Annotated in this window: 22 protein-coding genes and 1 pseudogene; 3 read left to right on the forward strand and 20 right to left on the reverse strand. The window is 41.3% G+C overall.

Annotated features, from left to right (window positions below; translation table 11 throughout):
* Positions 1 to 517 (reverse strand): UPF0236 family transposase-like protein (locus IEX12_RS20290; RefSeq protein WP_188725782.1); only part of this gene is annotated, 517 nt, incomplete at its 3' end.
* A 166-nt stretch (positions 518 to 683) separates the two neighbouring features.
* Here IEX12_RS20290 and IEX12_RS20295 point away from each other — a divergent pair.
* Positions 684 to 1736 carry an NAD(P)/FAD-dependent oxidoreductase gene (locus IEX12_RS20295; protein WP_088049846.1) on the forward strand — a complete coding sequence of 351 codons (1053 nt, stop codon included), beginning with the start codon at positions 684 to 686 and terminating at the stop codon, positions 1734 to 1736.
* Between the two features lie 157 nt (positions 1737 to 1893).
* On the opposite strand, the gene celB is transcribed toward IEX12_RS20295, so the two are convergent.
* The 9 genes and pseudogenes from celB to IEX12_RS20330 all read right to left on the reverse strand — a co-directional run bounded on the left by celB (position 1894) and on the right by IEX12_RS20330 (position 11940).
* A complete protein-coding gene (gene celB, locus IEX12_RS20300; RefSeq protein ID WP_088050965.1) occupies positions 1894 to 3183 on the reverse strand; it encodes a PTS cellobiose transporter subunit IIC in 1290 nt (429 codons plus the stop codon).
* Between the two features lie 16 nt (positions 3184 to 3199).
* Positions 3200 to 3511: a PTS sugar transporter subunit IIB gene (locus tag IEX12_RS20305; RefSeq protein ID WP_102415424.1), complete on the reverse strand. Its 312-nt coding sequence runs from the start codon at positions 3509 to 3511 to the stop codon at positions 3200 to 3202.
* Between the two features lie 552 nt (positions 3512 to 4063).
* On the reverse strand, positions 4064 to 5914 hold the full coding sequence (locus IEX12_RS20310) for an exo-beta-N-acetylmuramidase NamZ family protein (RefSeq protein ID WP_188725784.1): 1851 nt from the start codon (positions 5912 to 5914) through the stop codon (positions 4064 to 4066).
* A 47-nt stretch (positions 5915 to 5961) separates the two neighbouring features.
* The gene (locus IEX12_RS23605; RefSeq protein ID WP_284732595.1) at positions 5962 to 6090 is read right to left on the reverse strand and encodes a hypothetical protein; all 129 of its coding nucleotides are present in this window, start codon (positions 6088 to 6090) and stop codon (positions 5962 to 5964) included.
* A 124-nt stretch (positions 6091 to 6214) separates the two neighbouring features.
* A complete protein-coding gene (locus IEX12_RS23960; protein ID WP_371871386.1) occupies positions 6215 to 6463 on the reverse strand; it encodes an FIMAH domain-containing protein in 249 nt (82 codons plus the stop codon).
* A gap of 18 nt (positions 6464 to 6481) precedes the next feature.
* Positions 6482 to 7744 (reverse strand): annotated as a pseudogene (locus tag IEX12_RS20315) (exo-beta-N-acetylmuramidase NamZ family protein); the annotation flags it as partial.
* 124 nt (positions 7745 to 7868) lie between these two features.
* Positions 7869 to 8456 (reverse strand): CalY family protein, encoded by a 588-nt coding sequence (locus IEX12_RS20320; RefSeq protein WP_188725786.1) that lies wholly within the window; start codon positions 8454 to 8456, stop codon positions 7869 to 7871.
* Positions 8457 to 8474: 18 nt separating this feature from the next.
* On the reverse strand, positions 8475 to 10487 hold the full coding sequence (locus tag IEX12_RS20325) for a glycoside hydrolase family 3 protein (RefSeq protein WP_188725795.1): 2013 nt from the start codon (positions 10485 to 10487) through the stop codon (positions 8475 to 8477).
* A 943-nt stretch (positions 10488 to 11430) separates the two neighbouring features.
* Positions 11431 to 11940, reverse strand: a complete 510-nt coding sequence (locus IEX12_RS20330; protein ID WP_088049840.1) for a GNAT family N-acetyltransferase — start codon at positions 11938 to 11940, stop codon at positions 11431 to 11433.
* A 221-nt stretch (positions 11941 to 12161) separates the two neighbouring features.
* On the opposite strand from IEX12_RS20330, the gene brfA reads away from it, so the two are divergent.
* Positions 12162 to 12365, forward strand: coding sequence for a ribosome rescue factor BrfA (gene brfA / locus IEX12_RS20335; RefSeq protein ID WP_155555166.1), 204 nt, complete (start codon positions 12162 to 12164; stop codon positions 12363 to 12365).
* Positions 12366 to 12376: 11 nt separating this feature from the next.
* Here brfA and ade read toward each other — a convergent pair whose 3' ends face one another.
* From ade to IEX12_RS20355, 4 genes are all read right to left on the reverse strand, one after another.
* Positions 12377 to 14143, reverse strand: a complete 1767-nt coding sequence (gene ade, locus IEX12_RS20340) for an adenine deaminase (protein ID WP_188725787.1) — start codon at positions 14141 to 14143, stop codon at positions 12377 to 12379.
* A gap of 36 nt (positions 14144 to 14179) precedes the next feature.
* Positions 14180 to 15496 (reverse strand): NCS2 family permease, encoded by a 1317-nt coding sequence (locus tag IEX12_RS20345; protein ID WP_188725788.1) that lies wholly within the window; start codon positions 15494 to 15496, stop codon positions 14180 to 14182.
* A 223-nt stretch (positions 15497 to 15719) separates the two neighbouring features.
* Complete coding sequence (locus tag IEX12_RS20350; protein WP_188725789.1) at positions 15720 to 16034, reverse strand: DUF3892 domain-containing protein; 315 nt, start codon at positions 16032 to 16034, stop codon at positions 15720 to 15722.
* A gap of 107 nt (positions 16035 to 16141) precedes the next feature.
* A complete protein-coding gene (locus tag IEX12_RS20355; protein ID WP_088049835.1) occupies positions 16142 to 16639 on the reverse strand; it encodes a metallophosphoesterase family protein in 498 nt (165 codons plus the stop codon).
* Positions 16640 to 16822: 183 nt separating this feature from the next.
* Between IEX12_RS20355 and IEX12_RS20360 the strand changes: the two genes are divergently transcribed.
* A complete protein-coding gene (locus IEX12_RS20360) occupies positions 16823 to 18097 on the forward strand; it encodes a dicarboxylate/amino acid:cation symporter (protein ID WP_286171320.1) in 1275 nt (424 codons plus the stop codon).
* 451 nt (positions 18098 to 18548) lie between these two features.
* Here the strand turns inward: IEX12_RS20360 and hutG are convergent, their stop codons facing one another.
* The 6 genes from hutG to IEX12_RS20390 form a co-directional block, all read right to left on the reverse strand.
* Positions 18549 to 19499 (reverse strand): formimidoylglutamase, encoded by a 951-nt coding sequence (hutG, locus tag IEX12_RS20365; protein ID WP_188725791.1) that lies wholly within the window; start codon positions 19497 to 19499, stop codon positions 18549 to 18551.
* Complete coding sequence (gene hutI / locus IEX12_RS20370; protein ID WP_286171321.1) at positions 19496 to 20704, reverse strand: imidazolonepropionase; 1209 nt, start codon at positions 20702 to 20704, stop codon at positions 19496 to 19498. The genes hutG and hutI overlap by 4 nt, the downstream gene beginning before the upstream one ends.
* 136 nt (positions 20705 to 20840) lie before the next feature.
* Positions 20841 to 22496 (reverse strand): urocanate hydratase, encoded by a 1656-nt coding sequence (gene hutU, locus IEX12_RS20375; RefSeq protein ID WP_188725793.1) that lies wholly within the window; start codon positions 22494 to 22496, stop codon positions 20841 to 20843.
* On the reverse strand, positions 22489 to 24018 hold the full coding sequence (hutH, locus tag IEX12_RS20380; protein ID WP_188725794.1) for a histidine ammonia-lyase: 1530 nt from the start codon (positions 24016 to 24018) through the stop codon (positions 22489 to 22491). The genes hutU and hutH overlap by 8 nt, the downstream gene beginning before the upstream one ends.
* Positions 24019 to 24345: 327 nt before the next feature.
* Positions 24346 to 24786 carry a histidine utilization transcription antiterminator HutP gene (hutP, locus tag IEX12_RS20385; protein ID WP_088049831.1) on the reverse strand — a complete coding sequence of 147 codons (441 nt, stop codon included), beginning with the start codon at positions 24784 to 24786 and terminating at the stop codon, positions 24346 to 24348.
* Positions 24787 to 25287: 501 nt separating this feature from the next.
* Positions 25288 to 25623, reverse strand: a complete 336-nt coding sequence (locus IEX12_RS20390; RefSeq protein WP_102415431.1) for a hypothetical protein — start codon at positions 25621 to 25623, stop codon at positions 25288 to 25290.
* Positions 25624 to 25702 lie beyond the last annotated feature (79 nt).

Raw genomic sequence — 25702 nt, forward strand, 5'->3', positions numbered from 1 at the left:
TTCCTTCTGGCAGGGACGCTGCTTCATCCAACTCTTTCACCATCTCTTGATCCATCTCTGCCTGGGCTTTACCCACAGTCTTTACCATATTTCCTACTGTTTGGTGACTTAAACTTACAGGTGTCCATTCCTTGAGAGTACGGGCCACTTGCCGGTATGTACTTTCACTCGCCATTTCAGCTACTTTCAGTTCCACCAATGGACTGTATCGCTGCCTATCCCGCAGACCAATCCACTCATCCAATGGATAGACTGCTTTTCCCTTTTTATCCCACATCAACGTATGATCAAAGGTAACCGTCCCAAACATAAATTGTACACTTCTTGAATCTGTGGTTTCCACTTTCCAGTCATCTGCACGTCTTTGTGCCACAATGACTTGATTTAATTCACTGAACATACGCCCCACCAAAGAGGAAAAGAAGTTATACATTAAAATTTGAGCTCTCTCTTCAAACTCCACCAGATTCGTGGTATTCTTTATTAATTCATACAGCTTTGATATAATATGATCCATGAGAAGGCTTCTTTCTAAAATGTATTATGCCGTGCAAAGCATACATTTTAATGATAGAGCGCCTTCTCTTTTTTGGCTATCAAAAAGTACCGCAATTACTACCGAGTATAATTTTACACATACGTGCGGAGAGGTACATACTACATTACATTTTGAGGTGATCCATTTGCATCGTTCCAATGAATGCTTTGATATTACTATAGTCGGTGGTGGACCTGCAGGCTTGTTCTCAGCCTTTTATAGCGGTTTAAGGGAAATGAAAACAAAGATCTTGGAATACCAGCCACATCTCGGCGGAAAGGTCCACGTTTATCCAGAAAAAATCATTTGGGATGTCGGCGGACTGACTCCTGCTCCTGCCTCCCAGCTTATTAACCAAATGATCAAGCAGGGGCTTACATTTGATCCGGAAGTAATATTGGGAACAAAAGTAACGTCCATTTCTAAGAATGAGGATGGGCTATTTGTACTAGATACCAATTCCGGCGAAAAGCATCTTTCTAAAACCGTCGTATTGGCAGTAGGCGGCGGTATTCTTAATCCAGTGAAAATCCCAATTGTAGGAGCCGAGAAATTTGAGCTGACAAACCTGCACTATACGGTGAAGTCACTAAACCGGTTCTGCAGAAAAACAATCATCATTTCCGGCGGTGGCAATACAGCAATCGACTGGGCCAACGAACTTGCGCCAATTGCTGAAAAGGTATATCTAACCTATCGAAAGGAAAAATTAAAGGGGCATGAAGCCCAAATATCCCAGCTTGAAAACAATGCTGTGACATGTTTGTTAAATACGTCGATAACGAAATTGATTCCAGGCCAAAACCACGAACAAATTGAAATGGTTGAACTAACAAACAAAGACAATGGAATGAAACACGAAATAGCCATAGATGAGGTAGTGATCAACCATGGCTATGAACGTGATACGGATTTACTAGATAATAGTCCGCTTTCAATTAAACGAAAGGATAACTACTTTATCTTAGGTAACGCAATGAGTGAGACATCAATTGACGGACTATATGCTGCAGGAGATATTCTTCATCATGAAGGGAAGCTTCATTTAATTGCCGGTGCATTCCAGGATGCAGCGAATGCGGTTAACCGAGCAAAGCAATATATTCACTCAGACGCAGAACAAATTGCAATGGTTTCCTCCCACAATGAAATTTTTAAAGAACGAAATAAGAAAATTGTACGGGAACTGATCAAGTAAAATCCATGAAAACAGGAAAGGACTACACTTCCTTTCCTGCCTTGTTCAAAGCAGTTCATCTCCCCTGCTAATTTTTTATAATGGTATTTTCCAAGCTCATTTCCGAAAATAACCTGCTAGGTTTATACGATTCTGCTAGAACAAAAAATTGCTTCCATCATTCTGATCCATTACCAGTAATGACAGAATTAGGCTCTTCCTTGTGTTTTTCCTCTCTTAAAAGCTGTTTATCATATAACCTGAAAAATGGATAATAAATAGCCATTGACACAAAAAGATTTACGATCATTAGTGCCCCGCCACGAAGGTCTCCCGTCGTAAGCACACCGGAAAATGGAGGCGGAGTAGTCCAAGGAATAATGACGTACGGTTTACCTACGAGACCAATTGACATTGAGATCCATGTGATAACGCCGACAACCAACGGAACAATAATAAACGGAATAATAATTAAAGGATTTAATACAACCGGTGCTCCAAATATGACCGGCTCACTTATGTTAAAGAAACTCGACCAAATAGAAGCCTTGCCTAAGCTTTTAAGATGCTTTGATCGTGCACGCCATAAAAACAAAATCGTCAAAGCAAGCGCCATTCCAGATCCGCCAACTGCAAACCAAATCGCCATGAACGGCTGACCAATAATATGAGGCAGTTCTTCTCCAGCTTTTTGTGCTGCAACATTCTCTTCCGTTAAGCTGTACCAGATTGGCGCCATGACGCTGGCAACAATAGAAATTCCGTGAATTCCAAATGACCAAAGCAAATGTATAAGGAAAATTGCAATAAGTGCCCCCCATAAACTGCCACCAATCATTTGCAATGGTTCACGAAGCAATGTGGCTACCAAATCATGTAAAGATAAATCAAACAAGCTATTTAATAGAATGTTTATTCCCCAAACAATAAAAATAATAACTGCCCCTGGTATTAATGCAGTAAACGCTCGCCAAACTGACGGAGGGACACTGTCCGGCATACGAATAACAATTTTTTTCTCTTCAAAGAAGCGGTACACTTCAACCGTAAAAAGTGCTAAAATAATTGCAATAAATAATCCTTCACTACCCATCAGATTTAAAGGGATATTGCCATTCTCGGTATGTGGTGTGGCGACAAAAAAGGCAGCTACACTCAAAACCCCTGCTGACAAAGCATCCATTTTATAACTCCCAGCAAGGTTATACGCAATTGAAAACACGGCAATGAGTCCAATAAGCCCAAATGTTGCATCAACAGGAATCGTCAATGTTGCCGCATACGGCTTCATGAATTCTGCCCATGACTTGATTGGTGGGTAAGCAATAATCAAAAAAATACTTCCGATTATTAACAAAGGCATCGTAGCAATGATCCCATCCCTTATTGCTTTTAAATGACGCTGCTCCGCCATTTTTCCCGCAACAGGCATAAAATAACGTTCCATAAGCGTACTAAATCTATTCATTCTGATCTCCCCTTTTTTAGGAATCATTATCCATTAAGGCCATGGCCTGATCCAGCACCCTCCCACCGTCCCCAATTCCATAAGCTTTCATATCAATGATATCTATTGGCTTACGTGCTGCTTCTGCCTTCGGGAAAAATGTATTTTTCTTGTACCGTATTTGCGGCCCTAGCAAAATGACATCCGCTGTCTCTAGCTGTTCATCAAAGGAATCAATCGAATGGGCCTCAATTTCTACCTCCATATCTTTATCAATTGCAGCCTTCTTCATTTTCTCTACTAGTAAACTAGTACTCATTCCCAATGCACACAATAAGATAATTTTCATTTACATACACATCCCTTCCGTAAATTAAGCTTTGGTAGGCAGGATTGATTAACTAGCAGTATCTAAACTAGTTTTGGCTTTTTTCACCAAAAATGATATAAAATAATGCAACTATAGTTTATAAACCTAAACTTTTTTCATTATATGTATGAAAACGCTATATATTACAAACTAGAATGGATAAATATCGATCAAAACATTAGAAATACTCGGCATTCGCCCCGTCTATAATAACGGATGCTAAAGTTTTTTCTTATACTTTAATCCTATAAACGCTTTAAGTGGAACAAAGGCGCAAGCGCCCGTTTAGCGACGTATGGACTGGACTGAGCCGTAGGAGATAAAGGAAACACGGTGAGCTGAAAGCGAACCGATGTTGACTTATCGTACGGAGGTGAGGGAAGTCCACTAGTCGCTGGGCGCTGGAGCCGGACGTGGCTTACCCTGCTGAGAGCAGAATAGAGCCTAAATTTATATACTTTCTTATCTTTCAAAAAAGAATCAGAAATGATCTGATTCCTGGACTCTTAGGCTATATTGTCTCTTCAAAACCTAATGCATAACGTCGATTACAATCCGGTTAGAGAAATATGGTGTTTCATGGATAACCGATTCTTCCTTTAAATAAAGATCCGCTTTAAATTCACCTTCCTGAAACTGGTATTCAATCTTGGAAATGACCGGACTGTTTGATATAGTTATCTCTCCAGATTCTTCTAGCTCGCCACCATTTTCTGCATGAGGTACATGCAATATCAGCCTCCGATTTTCTTTTTCAATGTCGTATTGCGTGTTTTTATTCAGGTCAAAAACCGTTCGAGTAAAGTCACCGTGAACACCATATCGAATGTTCTTGATTATATTCGTATCTACCGTTACGTTTCGCTCCACACTTATCCCGTTATAGGTTGCTATTAACGTTCCTTCACCCTGTTCAGTTGGAATAAATACACCGTTTTCAACCCTGCCAATGTCTCCTTCTATCTGCCAATCGACCTCATTCTGTGCAATATCCAGATCTTCACCATTTTCATCAACTCCATGTACAGTTAAATTTATTTTTTCTCCTGGTGCCACTTCTATATCAAGAGGTAAAATGCCAAGAACCGACTGCTTTTTATAAGGTGGTGTCTGATTGGGATATGGCGGATATAATAAGTACTTGTTACGTACATTGTCTTTCCAGTATTCCAATTCATCCTGCCAGCCTTCGATAATTTTATCTACCGGCTGATTTTGAAGAATCATTTCTCGAACATTTGCATCACCAATTAATTGGTTATATGAAGTATCGATTGTAAACTTCCCTGGGTTTTGATCACGCATTGCATCTACTAGATGAAGCCCTAACGCGACAAGATTAATAGCCTGCGGATCATCGACGTGAACTTGAACACCGGCGACAAGCTCACCTTTATATTTGCTAAATTGTGGGGTGAAATAGGCTGAACGGAAGCGAACACCTGGGATGTCCCTGTTTCTCAATTCATCAACAAAATCCTCTGCATTTAGCCAGGGAGCTCCAAGTAATTCAAATGGTTTGGTTGTTCCTAAGCCTGTCGTTAAATTCGTATCTTCAACCAGTTCGGTGCCAGCATATAAATCAGCCGAAGTTGGTGTCGGGATATTTGGTGACGGCTGTATCCATGGCAGGCCTGTATCCTCATAATGCATTGTTCGCTTCCAGCCCTTCATTTTTGCTACCTTTAAGTCAATACCTAATCCGTATTCATGGTTCCACATCGTTGCAAGTTCACCAACGGTCATACCATGTCTGACAGGAAGTAAAAACCTGCCCATAAAACTAACCGAATCAGCATCTCTAACAGGTCCTTCTACCCTATCACCGCCGATAGCATTCGGCCGGTCAAGTACAATTAATTCCTTATCATATTCAGCAGCAGCTTCCATGGCAAAGCCAAGTGTATAGATATACGTATAGACATTCGAACCGATATCCTGAATATCAAACAATAGTACATCCACATCTTCTACCATTTCTTCAGTAGGCTTCCAGGTTGGACCATATAAGCTATACACAGGTAACCCCGTTTCTTCATCTATATACGATTCAACATACTCTCCCGCTTCACGATCACCCCGAATACCGTGTTCCGGGCCAAATAATGCGGTTAAATGAACATCGTTGTTTTGATAAAGCAGATTAATGTCACTTTCCAATTGCCGATTAATACCAGTAGGATTGGTAATCAATCCAACCCTTTTATTCTTTACCCAATCTAAATGTTTCTCCAGGAAAACCTCAATACCGGGGACAACATTTCCTTTTGGTGGATGATCCGCTTTTGCAGCTTGCGTTAATTTTGTCTCCGTTGAGGAAATAAGTAAGAAAACAGAAATACTAACAATTGATATAAGCAGCCAGCTCCATCTGTGTTTCATCAACATCTCCTCCCAATTAGTTGTTAGTATCTTTCAATCGTTATTTATCATCCCACTTCTTCATTAAATACTCCGCTTTCCATTGCTTTACCTAACGAGTCGTTTATATCAATCAATGGTTGTTGTAACACCTGAACATTCTCCGCTTCCCCAGGAACAAGCTCAATAGTTTGCACATAGCTTTTCCCTTCATGATTGATAAATATTGAAGCGAATATGATCGTAATGAAAACGATTCATCACTTTCCCCTCATACTAAACAGAATCCCCTTTTGTCTCCAAAAGGGGTCTAGTAAACGCTTATTGCCATATTTGAATCATGGCATCTGCTTTGGTTTGTAGCATTTTGTGGGCTTTATCAGAAATCAGTTCATTTTCTTTCTGGTAATCTAGCAGCGCTTTAAAACTTTTCATATGTTTGATAACTTTGTCCGCCTCATTCTTTTGCTCATACTGGCTTACGGCGGTTACATGAAGCTCTAATTTATGCACAGCATCATCATCCATAATTTCTCCACTTTCCTCCAGCGATGCTATAATACTTTTTATATCTGCTGCAGTAACGGTGTAAAGAAGATAATCTCTTCTTACCTCCTTGAATGCCTGTAAATCTGCTTGCCATTCATTTGTAATTTCGTCAACCGATGCACCCTGCTCTATTTTCTCGCGTACCCAGCCGTTTCCAATCAAATTATCAAAAAATGAAATTCCATCATTATTCTCTGCCCGAAAGGCAAAATCGTCCGGATACATATCATGAATTGTCTTCACAATGGTGAGCCCCGTCTTGATGGATTGGTAGGCTGCCCGATCGATTACGTAGATTTCAATTCCACCAGACAGTTCACCAGCATGTTTCGAGAATTGTGGTGTAAAGTAGGCGGCTCTAAAACGGACACCAGGCAGATCAGCGGCATTAAGCTGTTCCGCCAGTGCATCTGCATCAATGAATGGTGCTCCAATTAACTCAAATGGCTTGGTTGTTCCCCTGCCCTCTGAGACATTGGTTCCCTCAATTAAAGCAGCACCCGGATAAACAATGGCCGTATCTAATGTTGGCATGTTTGGTGATGGCAGCACCCATGCCAGTGGAGTATCATCATAATACATCGAACGTTCCCATCCATGCATGTTAACAACCGTAAGCTCTGCATTAATATCGAATTCTTCATTAAATAATAACGCGAGCTCACCTACCGTCATTCCGTGCCGCTGTGGAATCGGGTACAAGCCTACAAATGAGGAATAATCAGGATCAAGCACTGGTCCTTGTACATTTAAACCGGAAATCGGATTTGGACGATCGAGTACAATTATTTCAATATCATTTTCCGCAGCTGCTTCCATGGCATAAGCCATCGTATAAATATAAGTGTAGAATCGTGCTCCAACATCTTGAATGTCAAATAACAGCACATCCACGCCTTCTAACATTTCCGGTGTCGGCTTTTTCGTATCACCATATAAGCTATAGACGGGCAACCCCGTTTTCTCATCAATATAAAAATCAACACCTTCACCAGCCTGTGCACCCCCACGAACCCCATGTTCCGGTCCGTAAAGTGCAACAAGATTCACATCTTCGTGATGAAACAATACATCAACAATACTATTTAAATTTTGGTCAACACCTGTTGGATTCGTAATCAAACCGACATTTTTTCCTTTTATCTTATCAATTTTTTCCTTAAGTAATACGTCGACACCAAGCTCAAATGGGTCCTCATTTTCTGTCGGCTTCTTCCCGGTCTCTTTTCCACTAGCTGATATAATCGTCCAGGATGACAATATGAAACATATTGCAAGCAACACAACATACCATTTTTTCATATGAAAGTCCCTCCATTTTTAGGAATGACAAACGATTTTATATCCGATTTGGACAATATTCTGCTCATTCAGGACAGTATGACTGACTTAGGGGAGGTTGGACCATCCCTCCCCTTTTAACAGGTTACTTTTCCTCACCCGTTGCTTGCTGTCCACTAAATGTCCACTCTAATTGCAGTGAGTCACCTTGGAATTGGTTTTGATCCTCACCGTTATCGACAAAATTAAATTTAACCACAAGATCATCTAGTGTACCGGCTGGCAGACCCTTCTCACCGAGATCCGGATAAAAAATATGCTTGTTGATAGCTTCCGGACTCATGTCTTTCAACTGATCCAATGTTGTCTTGTAAATGACTTCATCAAGCTTGTCCGCATTATATAGAAATTCTACTTCTATATACTTTCCAAAATCGTCCGTATTGTCCCCATTTGCATCGGTAATATGATAATCTGTGTCCAATGTCACCTTTTCAATATCCAATGTCCCGTTATTTTGTAATTCAAAATCACGAATCACCCAATCACCCGGTTTCAAATTTTCCACTTCAATAAGTGCAGTCGGTTCAACAGCTAAATCGAGCGTACCGGCCGCAAAGGTGTTATTAGTCGTTTCGCTGGAACTAAAATACGCATATGTCCCGCCTCCGATTAACGATATTCCTAGTGCCGCTGACAGGATTCCCATACTCAATTGTTTTTTCATACTCATTCTGTTTCCTCCTCGTATCTATTGGTTTGACCATTGTTCAATCAGTCGTACTGTCTCGGTTTCCAAGTAACTATAGGCTTTAGCAGAAATGGCTTCGCTCTCCTTTTGCTGCTCAAGCATTAGCTTAAAACCTTCCATATGTTTCACAACCTTATCAGCCAGCTCTTTTTGTTCGTAGTGATTTACGGCGGTTAAATGAAGTGTTAACTCGTGAGCAGCATCATCACCCGTAATTTCTCCTGCTTCGTCTAACTGTCCAACAAGTGTCTTCATCCCATTTGCACTCAGTGGTGTATCAATATACTCCAAGCCATGACCATTTTCATACAAGCCTGGGATGGTGACAGGTAATTTACCAAATGGATTAATGTCACCAACAATCGCTTTAGCTAGTGCATGGACGGAAACACCCAGGTAACTGTACGTATTGATATATGCATCAACTTCAGGGAAGACCATCAAATCATACGGGTTACGCATTGCTGCAACAATGACCGGTTTTCCAGCCGCTTGGATTCGTTCCACCATTTGCTGCTGATTTTCATTTGTATTCGCTGTATAGGTTGTAACAATAATCTTATCTGCTGCCTGTGCTTTCTCGACGGCCTCATCAATCTGTTCTTGTGTTGGACTTGTACCTGTTGCAAAACTGCTTGTCATAATCCCCTTTTCATTTAACAGGTCTGACAGCAAATTGGGCTGTGCTGCACTTGGACCGGTTATTAGAATATCCCCTGATTGCGGCTGTAACGGCAATATTGCGTCTTCATTTTTCACAAGCGTAATACTTTTTTCCGCAATCTCATCTGCTGTCTGCAAATGCTCATCAGTACCGATATTTTCAATCGCATCCAGGCTTGTATATGGGTTTTCAAACAATCCTTTTTCCATTTTTGCTGATAAAATCCGGTAAACAGATTCATCTAATCGCGCTTCACTAATTTCTCCACTTTGAACCGCTTCAAGCACCCCATTATAGGCCACCTCAACATTTGGCGGGTTTAACAGGATATCTGCGCCCGCTTTAAATGCTTCAACAGGAACCTGATCTGGCGGATAGACGTTTGCACCGGACATACCAAGACTATCCGTAATGATTAATCCGTCGTAACCCATTTCCTCCCTTAGCAAATCGGTAAGAATCGGTTTCGAAAGTGTCGCTGGTAATCCCGAATCATCAAGGGCGGGAACGACAATATGTGCCGTCATAATCGAATCAATCCCCGCATCTATCGCTGCCTTAAATGGTTTCAAATCAATCTCATGCAATGTCTCAAGGTCATGGTCGATAATTGGCAGCCCAGTGTGGGAGTCTACTGCTGTGTCTCCATGACCAGGAAAATGTTTAGCCGAAGCAATAACGTTCTCATCCTGATATGCAGTAATTTGCGCAATCCCCAAGCGTGATACCAGATCAGGATCTTCACCGAACGAGCGCACACCGATAACCGGATTTTCCGGATTCATATTGACGTCGAGAACGGGGGCAAAATTCATGTTTATCCCGAGACTGCTTAATTCAGTCCCCAGAATGCTCGCCGTTTGAGCAGCATATTCCTCAGATTGCGTAGCACCAAGCGCCATGTTTCCGGAAAAAACGGTTCCAGGACTCGTCACCCGTTGAACAATTCCACCCTCCTGATCGGTGGAAACGAATAAAGGGATTGGGTTGTCCTGAACCATCGCAATATCCTGTAAACCGTTCGATAAGTTGTTTACCTGTGCAGCATCAAGCGGAGTTCCAATATTATCCGTCCAATTAAAATAAATCACACCACCAACGTGATAGTTTTCGATAACCTCTTTAAAGTTCTCCCCGCCACGATTGTTTCGTAAATTGATATCTTCATAGTCCGGGTCTGTTGGGGTTTTTCCATACACATGGACAATGAATAGCTGGCCAACCTTTTCTTCAATTGTCATATCATCCATGATGTCCAGGATTGCTGCGCGATTGTTGTCGCTATCTTTCCCTTCCGAAGTTGTTTTGTCATTTTTACTGGCAAAGCCATATTGTGGAAATGCCAGCATAAGCAGGATTATCGACAGAAGCGCCGTCAAACGTCGAAGTTTCAATGGAATCCCTCCTTTAGAAAATGTAACTTCCCGCCAAAAACATCGAAGCGCTTACAAAGGGAATTTACCGTTTTTTCATTGGTACCGACCTCCCACATGAAATGGATTTCCGTATACTACAGAATGAGGGCATTCTCTCCCTTCCATAAAGGTTTTTTACCATTCCTATCGATGTCCGCTAGCCATTTGTAGTATCTATTTTCTAATGTGAGTATACTCGATTCCATTTGCAAAAAGTGTCGTATTATGTCGTATATATCAGATTATTTAAAAAATGAATCGTTCGAACTAGCATAAATGAGGGTTCATAGGTGAAAAGATCGTTAAAAATAAGTTTAAGGTGACTGATTGCAGGGTTTTTGACCTAGTATTTTATGTTTTATCTTTGGAGTCTCATTCATTCATTAGTAATTAACACATAAAATAATAGTGGGTGTTCAAAAAGTCGCCTAATTGGGTTTGAAGGTCAAGGCGGCATAGCTCTTCACCGGGCACGCCAAGACGTACTGACCTCTACTATTGATGATTATAATGGGATATTTTAGTAGAGATACCCTATGCCAACTCTAGCTCGCCGTTTATCATTCGGTGACTTTTTGAACCTCCTCTAATAGTTCAACTTTTAGATAAACAAGTAAAGTTACACTATCGTTATTCGTATAAGAAAAGCGCAAGCGCCCGTTTAGCAACGTACAAACTGGAGCACTCCGCAATGAGATAAAGGAAACACGGTGAGCTGGAAGCGAACCGATGTTGACTTATCGTAGTGAAGGAGTGTGAAGTTTGCTAGTTGCTGGGCGCTGGAGCTGGACATGGCCAACTCTGACGTAAGCAGAATTGAGCCTAAATTTATATACTTTCTTATGGTATAAGAAAGAGAATCTGGCAGCCTGACATTTTATAGTTCCCTGATAAATAGCTTTATTGGATCGGCATCTTGGAATAATTTCGTTAATGAGTCAAATTGAAAGCCTATTTTTAATAAAAGTTTTTCCGATGCTTTATTGCTTGGGGTGGTGATGGCAGCCAGCCTATTTAAACGTAATTCCTCTTTAGCATAGATCATGACTGCTCGGGCTGACTCGTTCCCATATCCTTTTCCTGTGTAGTCGCTCAGAAAGGCAAAACCAAGATCAACATCTTTTAATCCATCTCTTTTGACCAAGCCACACATCCCCATAGGTGTCCCGCTCCCTTTTAATGCCACTAAATACAAACCAAACCCCAGTTCATCATACATTTTTATAATGCTGTTTTTAATATATTCTTCAGCATCCTCAATTGTTTTAATCCCTTTATCACCTATATAGTTTATCCAATCAGGATCATTGAGAAGATTGAGAATAAACGCAGCATCTTCTTTTGTGAATCTTCGAATTAACAGTCTCTCCGTTTTGATCATCGTCATCACCTTTTCTTCTGATGAGAGTAGCGGCACGCTTTAATGGTGAATGCCCTAGTTTTGCTTATACTTTTCCTTTATCACTTTAGTCAAGTAAACTAAAAGTATAAATAAATAATAGTGACTATGATTTTATCAACACATTCTAAAGCAATTCGGCAACTGTTGCCATTTCATTCGCCTTGACATATAATAAAAACCAACTATTTTAATGGAGAGTGATAATCATGGCAAAATCCAAAGCCTTGAAAAAGCGGCAGAAGCTCGTACGAGAAGGCAGATTAAATCCAGTAGCAAGCCGCAGTCCTTTTTCACAGCTGGATTTACGAACGAGAAAAACAAAAACAAAGAAAGATCATTTATACCGAACCAAACACAAGAATCGTCCTCCTTACAACCGAGAAAACGATTCTTTTTATTTTGCAAATTAGATTTTTGCTACTCAGTCCTCCACAAATAACGGAATAAGCTGTTGTGTATTTACATCTACCAACCCCAAATCACTAATCCGAATCGCTGGAATTACAGTCAATGTTAAGGAAGAAAGTGCCATGGATGGGGAACGTCTGCCAACCTTCACGCCCATTGACCGGGCTACTTCGTTAAACTGATCTACTTTGGGAGAAAGTTCCTCGATTGGTTCTGGTGCCATTAATCCTGCCACCGGTAAGTCCACCTGCGCCATAACTTGTCCATCTTCTATTAAGCAAAGCCCGCCGCCGGCCTTCTGTAATTGTTCGGCTGCCAGCAACATGTCACAGGCATTCGTTCCAACGACAACTAGATTGTGGCTGTCATGCGCAACAGTTGTCGCATATGCACCACTTTTGAGTCCGGCGTTTTTTAACACACCGACAAATGGTTTGCGACTCTGACCATGACGGCCTACAACCGATGCAAAGACATAGTCATCAGGTAGTGCAGTTATTTTTCCGTTACTAATTTCTAGTTCCAAAGTCCCTTTTTCCGTTGTCCCAATCGGCGTCATTTCGATTGAATTTAACGTAACGGTACCATTATCTTGTGGAGCTTGAATGATAAAATCTTCTTCCTTCAATGGTGGGAGTTGAACGGTATTTTTTAGTAGCGGCGGAATACTACTCGTAATATCAACCGCTACATTACCGTCTTTCACCATTCGTTTACCTTGCACAAATACATCGTGAACCTGCATCGTTTCTAATGAATTGACAAGCGAAAAGTCAGCTAAATATCCTGCAGCAATTGCCCCACGATCACGAAGCCCATAACGAATCGCTCCATTCAATGTTGCGTAACGAATCGCAAGTGGTGCCGGAATCCCTTCTTCAATAGCTCGCCGAACTACACGATTCATCTGCCCATTTTTCAGCATATCATTTGGTTCAATATCATCCGTACACATCGCAATATTAGAAGAATAAGGGACAGTTTCCCAAGCTTTTGCAGCAATATCCGCAAACTGGCTGACGCTGGATTCTCGAATATAAATCAACATACCGGCACGCAATTTTTCCAGGATTTCCGCTTCTGTCCGGCTTTCATGATCGGAATTAACTCCAGCAGCCAGATAAGCTTGTAATGGACGCCCGGAAACTCTTGGCAGGTGACCTTCATTCAACACACCTGCATCAAGGCCCTTTTGGACGATACCTGCCATTCGCGGATTTTGCTTGATGACACCAACATAATCCATCAATTCAGCCACACCAACAACATCCGGCAATCTCAGCAGTTCAGCGATATCTTCCGGATGAAATTCCGCACCAGCCGTTTCCACACCTGGAACTGCAGGGACACTCGAAGGAATTGTTGTCAAAATTCGAACAGGTAGCCCCTTACTTGCTTCCACCATATACTTTACTCCTTCAGCTCCTAGTACATTGCCAATTTCATGCGGGTCAATTACAGCTACAGTGGTTCCATGTCTAAGAACTGCCCTTGCAAACATATCCGGTGGAATCATCGTGCTTTCAATATGAACATGACAATCGATAAAACCTGGCACCGCATATTTGCCCTTGGCACGGATCTCTTTTTCCCCATCCATTTGAAAAGCAGGTACATCGTTTTCATAGCGGGCAATTGCAGCAAACCGTTCTTCCTTAATTCCAATATCTGCTTGATAAATTTCTGCAGTGAAAACATTCACCAGGTTGACTTCACGAATGACGACATCCATTTGTTCGTCGCCCCGTGCAGCAGCGACAATATGTTGACGTGAATACATTTTTTAAACGAACCCCTTTCTATTAAAAAATACATGTTATTCAGCTAGCGTGATAAAATAAAGTACGAGCGGAATCACCAGAATATAAAGCCCTGGATGGATTTCTTTGTAACGTCCCGATAAGCTTTTGACCAGCACATAAATGATAATCCCTGCGGCAATTCCATTTCCAAAGTTAAACGTAAATATAGTAACAACAATCGTCATAAATGCAGGTAATGACTCTGTCACATCATTAAAGTTAATATTCCGTACGGATGAAAGCATCGTCAACCCTACTAAAATCAACGCCGGTGCTGTCGCTTCAGTTGGGATAATCATAATCAATGGCGTAATAAATAATGTTAATAGAAATAACACACCTGTTGAAACTGCCGTCAGTCCTGTACGTCCCCCAGCTTCTACACCTGCAGCTGATTCTACATAGGTGGTCATAACAGGCGCGGAGAATAACGAACCAACCACCGTACCACCTGCATCGACCAAAAATGGTTTATCTATTTGCGGTAAGTCACCGTTTTTATCTAGCATACCACCTTTCCCGGCAACTCCCAGCATCGTCCCCAGACTGGAAAAGAAATCAGGAACAAAAAATGCTAGCAGAAACGGGAAATATGACAATTTAAGAGCTTCCATAATGTCTAATTGAAATGCCACTGGTGCAATACTTTCTGGAAATGAGAAAATGGAATCAGGCAACTTGGTAATACCCATTGGAATTCCGATCAATGTAACAATCACGATCCCAATCAGCAGATGTCCCCGAACGTTCCTTGCAAGTAACACACTCATAATAAAAAATCCGATAAGTGCTAAAATCGCATTAGGTGAACCAATATCGGCAAGCTGCAATGAATTTGCATCTTCACTAGCTACCACAATTCCTGCATTCCGAAAGCCGATTAAGGCAATAAATAAACCTACCCCTGCACCAATCGATAATTTAATTGCAGGTGGAATCAGTCGTACAATCAACTGTCGTAAGCCAAAAATCGTAAATAAAACAAATAATACCCCGGAAATGAATACCATACCCATTCCAACCTGCCAAGAAATTCCTTCTGCCGCAACTAGGGTTACGGAAAGAAAGGCAACAGAACCAAGCCCTGGTGCAAGGGCAAATGGACGGTTACTGTAGATCCCCATTATGATGGTTACAATTCCTGTCATAAGAATAACAGCTACCGTTATCGGACCTTTAGGGATGCCAGCTTCATCAAGCATGCCTGGTACAACGATCAGAACATAAAGCATTGTCATGAAAACCGTTAATCCAGCGGTAAATTCGGTCTTCACATTTGTCCGGTACGAGGATAGTTGAAATAGTTTTTCTGTTATTTTCGTTTTACTCATGGTGTCTCCCTCCACTAATAAATTCCATCATGTACAAAGACGATTAATTCAGCTAACTCTCCCCTTTTTGTTCGCATTTTAAATGATAACAATAAATTTATCAGTACTTTAATAGATTGTCAATAAAATTAACGAACATTATTTTATGATTATCTAATAAAATACGGAATTAGGGTTCAGCCCCGATCCCACTGCCAAAATTGAGCATGATGGGGACTGAACCCTAAAAATTATCCAGATTATCTAGATTATTTTCTTTTACACCATCCGGTTCGCTACGGATAATGTCACGGCCATATTTATGGAATACATCTACATGCGCTAACTTGCCCGCTTTTGCTTCGTCAAGGGCTGTCAAATAATCCAATTCCCTGCCGCTTTCCGTTTTAAAAGCAATAATATCGCCATCATCATTCTTACGTACAGCAACAATTTGCTCTTTTTCTGAATCTGCATCCTCATCCATTTCCATACTGGCTTGATTATCTGTTTGATTTCTGTATTCCTGGTAGATTTCCTCAAAATCTTTATGATTCATCTAAAAACACCTCCGATTTTAGCTTAGTATGCTTAGGAGGTGTTGGATTTATGTGTTTCCAGCAAAATCCGTACGATTTTGTCTAGCAATAACCAGTCCAATTATTTTCAGTACTTGTCCGTAAAAAATATCATATCAGCACGTATTTCTTCATCTATTTCAAGAATGGCAAATGAATAATGTGGTAGAGTCCGTTTGTCCGTTGGTGACCCCGGATTCAATAACAATACTTTCTTAAAATACCGTAGCAAAGGGATATGAGAGTGGCCAAAAATGATCACATCCACATCATTACCGGCAAACGCTTCAAGAGCCCGTTTTTCAGTTGTCATTTTTTCCCCATGGCCATGAATGACACCAATTCTATACCCCTTCACGTTGACTATTTCCTTTGATGGAAATTTGTCCGTAATATCCTTGGTATCAACATTACCATACACACCTTTAACCGATCCAAAATCAGTCAGCGTTTGGAATACTTCTATTGAATTCCAATCCCCTGCATGAATGATCAAATCAGCCGTTTTCAATTCTTTGGTAAGACGTTTTGGCAGCTGTTTTCCTTTGCTAGGCATATGAGTATCTGCCATTACGATAATTCTCATTTTACACACTTCCCTTTCTAAGAACGGTAATGAGCAAGGGTACCGTCTTAAAACCTTTCATCAGTTTTAACATATTTTAACCTTAAAATTGTATTTGAACAATATATGATATTAAGGAAACCGCTATCATATAATTTTACTGCACTTATTTTTTTAAATACATGTATTGGAGGAGGATTAAAATTGTCCCGTATTTGGAAATGGTATCTTGAGAAATCATTTGTTTCAAAAATTTCGGCAGGGTTCTTGCTTGGTATAATTGCAGGAATGATATTTGGCCCATCAGCAACTGTATTATCCCCATTTGGTGATGTATTTCTTAATCTCCTAAAGATGGTTGTTGTCCCATTAGTTTTATTTACGATAATCGTATCAGTAAACAACGCAAACCCGAAAGAATTGGGTCGGATTGGCGGAAAGATTTTTCCATATTACCTTATTACAACCGCATTAGCAGTATTCTTAGGAATTGCCATTGCGAAATTGATAAATCCTGGAATGGGATTGGAGTTGCCAAAAGGGTCAACGATTGAAGTCCCTGAGGCACCTGCTTTACTGGATGTGCTATTACAGATAATCCCCACTAATATTTTTGAATCGCTCACAAATGGCGATATTTTGAGTATTGTCTTTATCGCTGTAATTACCGGATTCGCTGTTTCCTATATGAGAAATGCTAATGAAACACATGTAAGAGAATGGAGTAATCTATTATTAAAAATCTCAGAAGCTGGAAGTGAGGTTACATTTCGAATTCTTAATGGAATCTTACAATATGCACCAATTGGCGTATTGGGGATTACCGCTTCAACAATTGGCAGTCAAGGGTTTGACTCATTAAAGGCTCTCGCTAAATACGTTGGAGCTTCCTATCTTGGTGTAGGCATTCAAATGGTCATTATTTTTACGATCATCCTTTGGCTCTTCAAAATACCGGTGATGAAATTTTTCATGAATACAAAAGAGGCTATTATGACAGCCTTTGTTACATCCAGTAGCCTGGGAACACTGCCGATCACGATAAAAAGTGCTCAAAAAGCAGGAATTAGTGATCGGGTAGCAAATTTTACCCTGCCCATTGGTGCCACTGTAAATATGAATGGTTCCGCGATCCATTTCGGAGTAGGGGTTGTCTTTGCTGCCGATATTGTCGGATTTGATTTGACGATCGGAGCCATTGTTGGCATCATTTTGACAGGGACATTAGCAGCGGTAGGAACTGCTGGAGTTCCGGGAGCCGGACTAATCGGCATGTCTATCGTATTCACGCAGGCAGGTCTTCCGATTGAAATAGTAGGACTTACAGCAGGGGTAAATGTATTAACGGATATGATATTTACAACTTGTAATGTTACCGGTGATCTCGTTGGAGCGGCTGTTGTTGATAGGAGTGAGCGGAAACACGTATCTGTGCCTGACGAAGCAGTGCAGGAACATGTTTCGAATAACGAAAAATAGAATGTTAATAGAAGCGCGATTAACAGTTAAGTCGTTTTAAATTTTTTCTAAGGCATGTGATTTTCGTTAAGGCCCATATCTTTGGAAATAACATAACATCCTCTTTTAGTTAATTAACTGTTTACAATAATGAACCCACAGTAGACGATGCAGAAGAACTAAAAATATAAACATAGGGGCTAGGACATAATTAAAACGTTCAACTCTAAAAACGAACAATGCTCTACTTTAGCGGAGGGACTATACGTAGACTCCGGCGGGTGTTAGGCATAGGTGAGACCCCGCAGTGCGTTAGCACGAGGAGGCTCACCAGCCGCCCGCGGAAAGCGAAGTATATTTCCGGAGCGGGGTATATGCACAAATCATTATATAGTTCGGATTTTTCTTTGATAAAAACACTTTTGTCCCAGCCTCTTTTTAAGTCCACGGATCACTGCGAATTTATTTGTCTTCAGCTAAATTTCTTCGCTTTCATAAAGTTCAGCATGCAATATACGGCAACACGACTCGTCATGTTACGAAAGTCAATTGTCGGATCAATTTCGACAATGTCCATCAGTTTTACCTTTTCATGCCTGGAAGCAAAATAAATTCCTTCAAGGAGTGTTTTCGAATCCATTCCACCCGGACCGATCGCTGGGCAGCCCGGAGCAAACGCCTGATCAAGCACATCGATATCAACCGATAGATAAAGAATATCAACCTGCTTTTCCAAGCGGTCTATTTCCTTTTCTAAAATTCTTCCCATTGAATTTCGATCTACATCCTGCATGGAATAAACCATGACTCCTTGCTCATCCGCAAATTTGGCATACTCCTTGGCATTTGTAAAATCACGTATACCAATTTGCACGAGATTTTCTCCCCTGATTACATGATCTTCTAACAGGCGACGGAATGGTGTGCCGTTTGTTGGACCGCCATCCTCAACATTCCGCAGATCGTGATGGGCATCAAATTGGATGACACCAACCTTTCCATACTGTTCGGAGCATGCTTTAATAGAAGAATAGCTTATGGAATGATCACCACCTAACACCATCCACCATTTTGCAGCCTCACTAGCATAAACATCCCGTAAACCCTCGTAGGTTCGTTGCTGATCACCGATGATATCGGTAGGATCCATATAGATATCACCAAAATCCAGAATATTGTCGGTGAATTCCAGTCCTGTATCACCAGCGAACGTTGTATAGCTTTGGAGGGCAGCACGAATCGCATCAGGTGCAAATGAAGCTCCCGAATGACTGATCGAGAGCTTTGACAAAGGTACACCAGCAATGGCAAACGTACTGGTCATACCAGGCTCCCATTGCTGGAGAAGTTCTTTCATTTTTGTTGTGTGGCTATCTTTGAATATAGCTTTGCCGGCAGGCTTGAAATGACGCAGCCTTGTCATCGAACCGCCTGCCTTTCATATAAAACAGCACCATTTTTAATTACCGTTTTAGCATGATTTACCCCATAATGATATGGAAAATATAAATAATTCGGTGCATCCCAAATTACCACATCTGCTTTTCGGCCCTCAACAATCGAACCTGCTTCTTCCCCACGACCGATTGCACTAGCAGCGTTAACGGTAACCGCATGCCAAATTTCCTCCGGAGAAAGCTTTAATTTTAATGCTGCAATCGACATAATTAACTGTAGGTTCTCAGTCACAGAACTTCCTGGGTTAAAGTCTGTGGAAAGCGCTACCGCCGCACCTTGATCAATCATTTTCCGGGCCGGAGCATACGTATCCTTACCTAAATAAAAGCTTGTTCCCGGTAAAATTACGCCAATTGTCTCAGACGCTGCCAGCTGCTTGATTCCTTCGTCTGTCGCAACCGCTAGATGGTCACCACTAATTGCGCCTACTTCAGCGGCCAGCTGTGTACCTCCCAATGGATCAATTTCATCTGCATGAATCTTGACGTCAAAGCCATACTCTTTTGCCTTTAGCAAATAGCGTCTTGATTGATCAACCGTGAATACGCCCGTTTCCGTAAAAATATCAACAAATTCCGCCAGATTTTCTGCTTTAATTTGAGGAAACAGGTCACTCATAACTGTTAAAAACGACTCCGGATCATCCTTGTATTCAGGTGGTATTGCATGTGCACCCAAAAAGGTGGAAACGATGTCCAATGGATGTTTTTCCATTGCCGCCTTAACTACTTTTAATTGCTTTAATTCTGTTTCCGCATCAAGTCCATACCCACTTTTCGCTTCAACAGTAGTAATTCCGTGCATGGCCATCCGATCAAGATGAAATAACGCTTTTTGCAGAAGTTTCTCGTAGGATGCTTCTCTTGTAGCATGAACGGTGGCCAGAATTCCTCCACCTTGCTTTAAAATTTCCAAATATGGTACACCTCGCTGTTTAAGCGCCATTTCTTTTTCCCGCGATCCTCCAAAGACTAAATGCGTATGGGCCTCGACAAGTCCCGGCGTCACCAGCTTACCTTTCGCATCAATCGTTTGATCTGCCTCAATAACTGAAGCCTCTCCGACCGAACCGATCCAGTCAATTTTTCCCTGTTTAATGGAAACTGCTGCACCCTCGATTACCTCAAGTTCATTCATCTCTTTCCCCTTGACAGGTCCTTGTTTATTCATTGGTAATAACTGTCCGATGTTCGTGATTAATAAATCTGCTTGCACCTTAAAATCCTCCTGTTCTTCTAGCTAGTTTTACGGTCTTGAAGGCAGGTATATCAAGAAAAGAATACCTGCCACACTCCGTTGATGATGCCTACATATTTCTTGTCGGTATGGTAATATCATGTTTCTCCGCGAAGTCAATTGCTGTTTCATACCCTGCATCAGCATGTCGGATAATTCCCATCCCCGGATCGGTTGTCAACACACGTTCTAACCGTTCTTTTGCTAAATCTGTGCCATCTGCAACCACAACCATCCCAGCATGAAGCGAATACCCCATACCAACACCGCCGCCATGGTGGAAGGAAATCCAGGAACCGCCAGACGCCGTATTTACTAACGCATTCAGAATCGCCCAGTCCGCAACAGCATCACTGCCATCCTTCATGCCTTCCGTTTCGCGGTTTGGTGAAGCAACTGAACCACAATCGAGATGGTCACGGCCAATTACGATTGGTGCCTTCAGCTCGCCTTTACGAACCAATTCATTAACGGCAAGCCCCATTTTCACACGTTCCCCATAGCCCAACCAGCAAATCCGTGATGGCAGACCTTGAAATGAAACCTGTTCCTGTGCCATATCAATCCAGCGAATTAATTGCTCATTTTCCGGGAAAAGTTCTTTAATTAACTGATCAGTCCGGTAAATGTCTTCCGGATCGCCGGATAGCGCTGCCCAGCGGAATGGCCCTTTCCCTTCGCAAAACAGTGGGCGGATGTATGCTGGAACGAACCCTGGGAAAGCAAAAGCATTGTCAACCCCTTCATCCTTTGCTACTTGGCGAATGTTGTTACCGTAATCAAAGACAATTGCACCTTGTTTTTGATACAGCAACATTGCCTCGACATGTTTGGCCATACTTTCCTTAGCTAGTTTTACATAAGTCTCCGGATCTTCCTTTCGCAATTTAGCAGCAGCCTGAACAGTATAGCCTGCAGGTACATAGCCATTTAAAGGATCATGCGCAGAAGTCTGATCTGTGACAATGTCGATGGTAATATTACAGTTTAAAAGTTCATGATGTATTTCTGCTGCATTTCCTAACAATGCAATCGACAACGGCTTCCCTGCTTGCTTTGTATGATTTGCTAGTTCAATAGCTTCATCCAAATTATCGGTCATTACATCACAGTATTTTGTTTTCAGCCTTTTTTCAATATGCCTTTTGTCTACTTCAACAGCAATCACAACCCCTCCATTCATCGTAACCGCTAATGGTTGTGCACCACCCATACCTCCTAATCCGGCAGTTAGTGTAATCGTATGACGCAATGTTCCATTGTAATGTTTCTTAGCAAGCGCAGCAAAAGTTTCATAGGTTCCTTGCAGAATTCCTTGCGATCCAATATAAATCCAGCTTCCGGCAGTCATTTGGCCGTACATCATTAACCCTTTTTGATCCAGTTCGTGAAAATGCTCCCATGTTGCCCACTTGGGAACTAGATTAGAGTTGGCGAGCAGCACTCTTGGCGCATGTTTATGTGTTTTGAAAACACCGACAGGCTTACCGGATTGGATAAGCATTGTTTCGTCATTCTCCAAGTTTCGCAGAGTCTTAACGATTGCATTGAACGCTTCCCAATTGCGTGCAGCCTTACCAATCCCACCATATACAACGAGCTCTTCCGGGTTCTCGGCAACCTCAGGATCCAGATTATTGTACAACATCCGTAGTGCTGCTTCCTGTTCCCATCCTTTACATTCCAGCTCTAACCCCTTTTTTGCTTGTACTTCCACCTTATTCATGAAAAACTCCTCCTTTAATCTGGTTTTGTATGACATTACTATCCTCTGAATCCTTTAACCAATCTGACAATCTTTCAATATCCCTCGAAAATACACGATCCTTTGTAATCGATGGCACGATATTTCGTACTTTTTCGTAAAAAACGCTCGTCTTTGATGCCATCCTGTCAATTCCGCGAAGCTCTACAGCCTCCATCGCGCAAATAAGTTCAATCGCTATTACACGTCTTGTGTTTTGCAGCATTTGCAGTGCATGTCTGGCAGCGATTGTCCCCATACTCACATGGTCCTCTTGATTCGCCGATGATGGTATCGAATCAACACTTGCTGGATGTGCGAGTGTCTTATTTTCAGAGACAAGTGACGCTGCGCTATATTGCATAATCATTGCACCAGACTCCAGCCCTGGATTGGGACTTAAAAATGCTGGCAGGTCATTAAGCTGTGGATTAACCAGTCGTTCAATACGACGTTCTGCTATATTCGCAGTTTCAGCGATTCCCAGTTTGATAAAATCCATCGCAAACGCCATTGGCTCACCGTGGAAATTGCCACCTGAGATAACTTTGTTTTCATCCGAAAAAATTAATGGATTGTCTGTAACAGCATTGATTTCCGTTACTAATTTTTCTTTTGCATAATGAACTGTTTGCCATGAAGCTCCAAGCACTTGTGGTATGCATCGCAACGAATAGGCGTCTTGTACACGCAATTCTCCCTGTTTTGTTGTAAGTCTGCTGTCCGATAAAATTGCTCGTATCCGTTCCGCCACATCCATTTGCTCTTGGTGTCCACGAACCTTATGCAAATCCGCGTCAAACGCATCCATGATTCCATGTAGACCTTCCAATGTCATTGCCGCAATGAGTTCACTTTGGAACAATAATTTTTCTACCTCTAAATAGGTAACAACACCAACTGCGGTCATTGCTTGCGTACCATTGATTAAAGCCAATCCCTCTTTTGCCTTTAGTTTTAACGGGGCAATACCTTCTTCAGCTAATGCTGCTGACGCATGAATTCGTTCTCCTTTGTAAAAAACTTCTCCCTCGCCCAGTAAAGCCAAAGCAAGATGTGACAATGGTGCTAAATCACCGCTTGCACCTAGTGACCCTTGCTCAGGAACCACAGGATGAATAGAAGCATTGATCAGATCCACAAGCTGTTGAACCACTTCAGACCTGATCCCAGAAAACCCTTGTGATAAGGCATTGGCTCGTAGTAACAGCATCGTACGGCTGATTTCCTCTGAAAATGAAGATCCAACACCACAGGCATGGGAATGGATCAGATTCAGTTGTAATCCCTCTAAATCATCATCCGCGATCACCACATCACTAAATTTCCCAAAACCGGTATTAATGCCATACATTGTTTTTTTCTCTTTAATCATCTCCTCAACTGTTTGCCTATTGTATTTAATTTCCCGAATCGCCTGTTCTGATATTTCAACTTGTTCATATTCATAGATGACTCGCCTCACCTCTTCAAGTGTTAACGTTTCTCCAGTTAATGTTACCATCCAAAAACCTCCATCTGTTTTTTTCACTTGCCTATAAAAATTTGGAATCAATCGATAACTTCTATTTGGCACAACAAGGGAAATTGGAACATAAAAAGGCCGCATAACACTGATTGTGCTATGCGACCCCCTATAGACTAATTACTTTGGGTCTTCTTCCTAAATATATGGTTATAAATAGCCTGTGGAAAAGGCAATTGTGTTTACCTTTTTTGGATATGCATGAATTTAAGAGACAGAATCTGCTAAAATCGCCACATCGCGGGCATGACTGCTGCTTCTCATATCCAGATTAACTTGCGAACCTACTATTCTCTTATACACGACTTATATATGGTTAATACCAAGTCCAATAGCCTCATGCTCCAATCCTTTTACCGGTGCACCGATTGTGCCGTAGAGTGCAACCGCTATCCATTCGCCTTCTTCCTTATTTTGATAAGGATTACCGCGTACAATGGAAAATTGCAAACCAACTGTTCTGAGCAATGTTCCGATTTGATTACTGCCACGGGTTACACCACTGACAGCCTCAATAATCGCATGATACAATGCATGTGTTTCCCGGTACAGACCGGTTTTCACAATCCCCTGATTTTTAGCAGCTGTTTCAACTGCAGCCACAACCTTTTGGCCGTCCATCGAACCAACTTTTCCTTTGCAAAACTTCCATCCCAGCTTCCTTAATTCTTCTGGTAATTGATTTTCATTATGCAATAAAAGTAACATAGCCTCTTTTCCAATTAAATGTTTACGATCCAGTGGCATAAGGTTCACTCTTTTCTAACATCTAATAACTTCTTTAATTGTAGCCGCTTACATGAATGATGTCAATAATTGTTTTACATTTCTGCAGTTTCCTTCTCATTCGGTAGCCTGTTTTTTATATTTACATTCTTTTTGTTGTAAATAACAGAAAATCCTATTAAGGAAAATATGATGAACGGTCGGACAATTAAGATGGCTGAAGCCCACCCTTGTCCAAAGGAGATTCATCTCCACCCTGCGCAGCACGAGATGAATCTCCTCGCATGATAAATAAAAAATATGTACATAACACCTGGATAAGGCTTGTACATATAAGTTCAGTATAGCTTAATATTATATTTCACGATAGATTTCCTTGATTTTAACTTCTGAACAAACATATTGAATTAATCCTGCCTCAGGTAAACTTGATTCATATCCCTTACATAAAAAAGCCACGATGATTAAAAATTCGCGATGTGTAAAGTTATGTCCATTAATGAATACCCTTTCATCAGGTCCTCAAATATTATCCCTATACTTTATCGTCAGCAACTGTGTCTTCATATCCTCCACTTGTTCGTTCAAATTGTTCACGGTTTTATTGATTTGCTGATCGACGTCTTCTAGCAAATTCAGGTTGTGACTCTTAAATTTCTTCGTTTTCTCCAGCATCGCTTCAACGATTTCCCCTTTTTGGTCTTCATTAACAATGATGGAATCGACTAAATTGAAAAAAGCTTTATCATAGTCGTTGATCCTGTTAGTATGTTTCTTAAGGATTCCCTTCTTATCGGAAAGGTCTTCACTGGCTAGTATTTTTTCGGTAACGGTAATTGCATGCTCATCACCTTTCATTTTAAAGCCCTCCAACAACATCAAATAAATTTGCTATCTTTTCTTCTTCCTCAAATAAATCTTCTATTGCCGTTCGATA

Source organism: Lentibacillus populi (genome assembly GCA_014642895.1).
Taxonomy (GTDB): Bacteria; Bacillota; Bacilli; order Bacillales; family Amphibacillaceae; genus Lentibacillus_C; species Lentibacillus_C populi.

Excerpts from the sequence above, each read along its gene's own strand:
- celB (WP_088050965.1), bottom strand. The coding sequence starts at position 3,183 with ATGAATAGATTTAGTACGCTTATGGAACGTTATTTTATGCCTGTTGCG.
- IEX12_RS20305 (WP_102415424.1), bottom strand. The coding sequence starts at position 3,511 with ATGAAAATTATCTTATTGTGTGCATTGGGAATGAGTACTAGTTTACTA.
- IEX12_RS20310 (WP_188725784.1), bottom strand. The coding sequence starts at position 5,914 with ATGAAACACAGATGGAGCTGGCTGCTTATATCAATTGTTAGTATTTCT.
- IEX12_RS20320 (WP_188725786.1), bottom strand. The coding sequence starts at position 8,456 with ATGAGTATGAAAAAACAATTGAGTATGGGAATCCTGTCAGCGGCACTA.
- IEX12_RS20325 (WP_188725795.1), bottom strand. The coding sequence starts at position 10,487 with ATGCTGGCATTTCCACAATATGGCTTTGCCAGTAAAAATGACAAAACA.
- IEX12_RS20330 (WP_088049840.1), bottom strand. The coding sequence starts at position 11,940 with ATGACGATGATCAAAACGGAGAGACTGTTAATTCGAAGATTCACAAAA.
- brfA (WP_155555166.1), top strand. The coding sequence starts at position 12,162 with ATGGCAAAATCCAAAGCCTTGAAAAAGCGGCAGAAGCTCGTACGAGAA.
- ade (WP_188725787.1), bottom strand. The coding sequence starts at position 14,143 with ATGTATTCACGTCAACATATTGTCGCTGCTGCACGGGGCGACGAACAA.
- IEX12_RS20345 (WP_188725788.1), bottom strand. The coding sequence starts at position 15,496 with ATGAGTAAAACGAAAATAACAGAAAAACTATTTCAACTATCCTCGTAC.
- IEX12_RS20350 (WP_188725789.1), bottom strand. The coding sequence starts at position 16,034 with ATGAATCATAAAGATTTTGAGGAAATCTACCAGGAATACAGAAATCAA.
- IEX12_RS20355 (WP_088049835.1), bottom strand. The coding sequence starts at position 16,639 with ATGAGAATTATCGTAATGGCAGATACTCATATGCCTAGCAAAGGAAAA.
- hutG (WP_188725791.1), bottom strand. The coding sequence starts at position 19,499 with ATGACAAGGCTGCGTCATTTCAAGCCTGCCGGCAAAGCTATATTCAAA.
- hutI (WP_286171321.1), bottom strand. The coding sequence starts at position 20,704 with ATGAATAAACAAGGACCTGTCAAGGGGAAAGAGATGAATGAACTTGAG.
- hutU (WP_188725793.1), bottom strand. The coding sequence starts at position 22,496 with ATGAATAAGGTGGAAGTACAAGCAAAAAAGGGGTTAGAGCTGGAATGT.
- hutH (WP_188725794.1), bottom strand. The coding sequence starts at position 24,018 with ATGGTAACATTAACTGGAGAAACGTTAACACTTGAAGAGGTGAGGCGA.
- hutP (WP_088049831.1), bottom strand. The coding sequence starts at position 24,786 with ATGCCACTGGATCGTAAACATTTAATTGGAAAAGAGGCTATGTTACTT.
- IEX12_RS20390 (WP_102415431.1), bottom strand. The coding sequence starts at position 25,623 with ATGAAAGGTGATGAGCATGCAATTACCGTTACCGAAAAAATACTAGCC.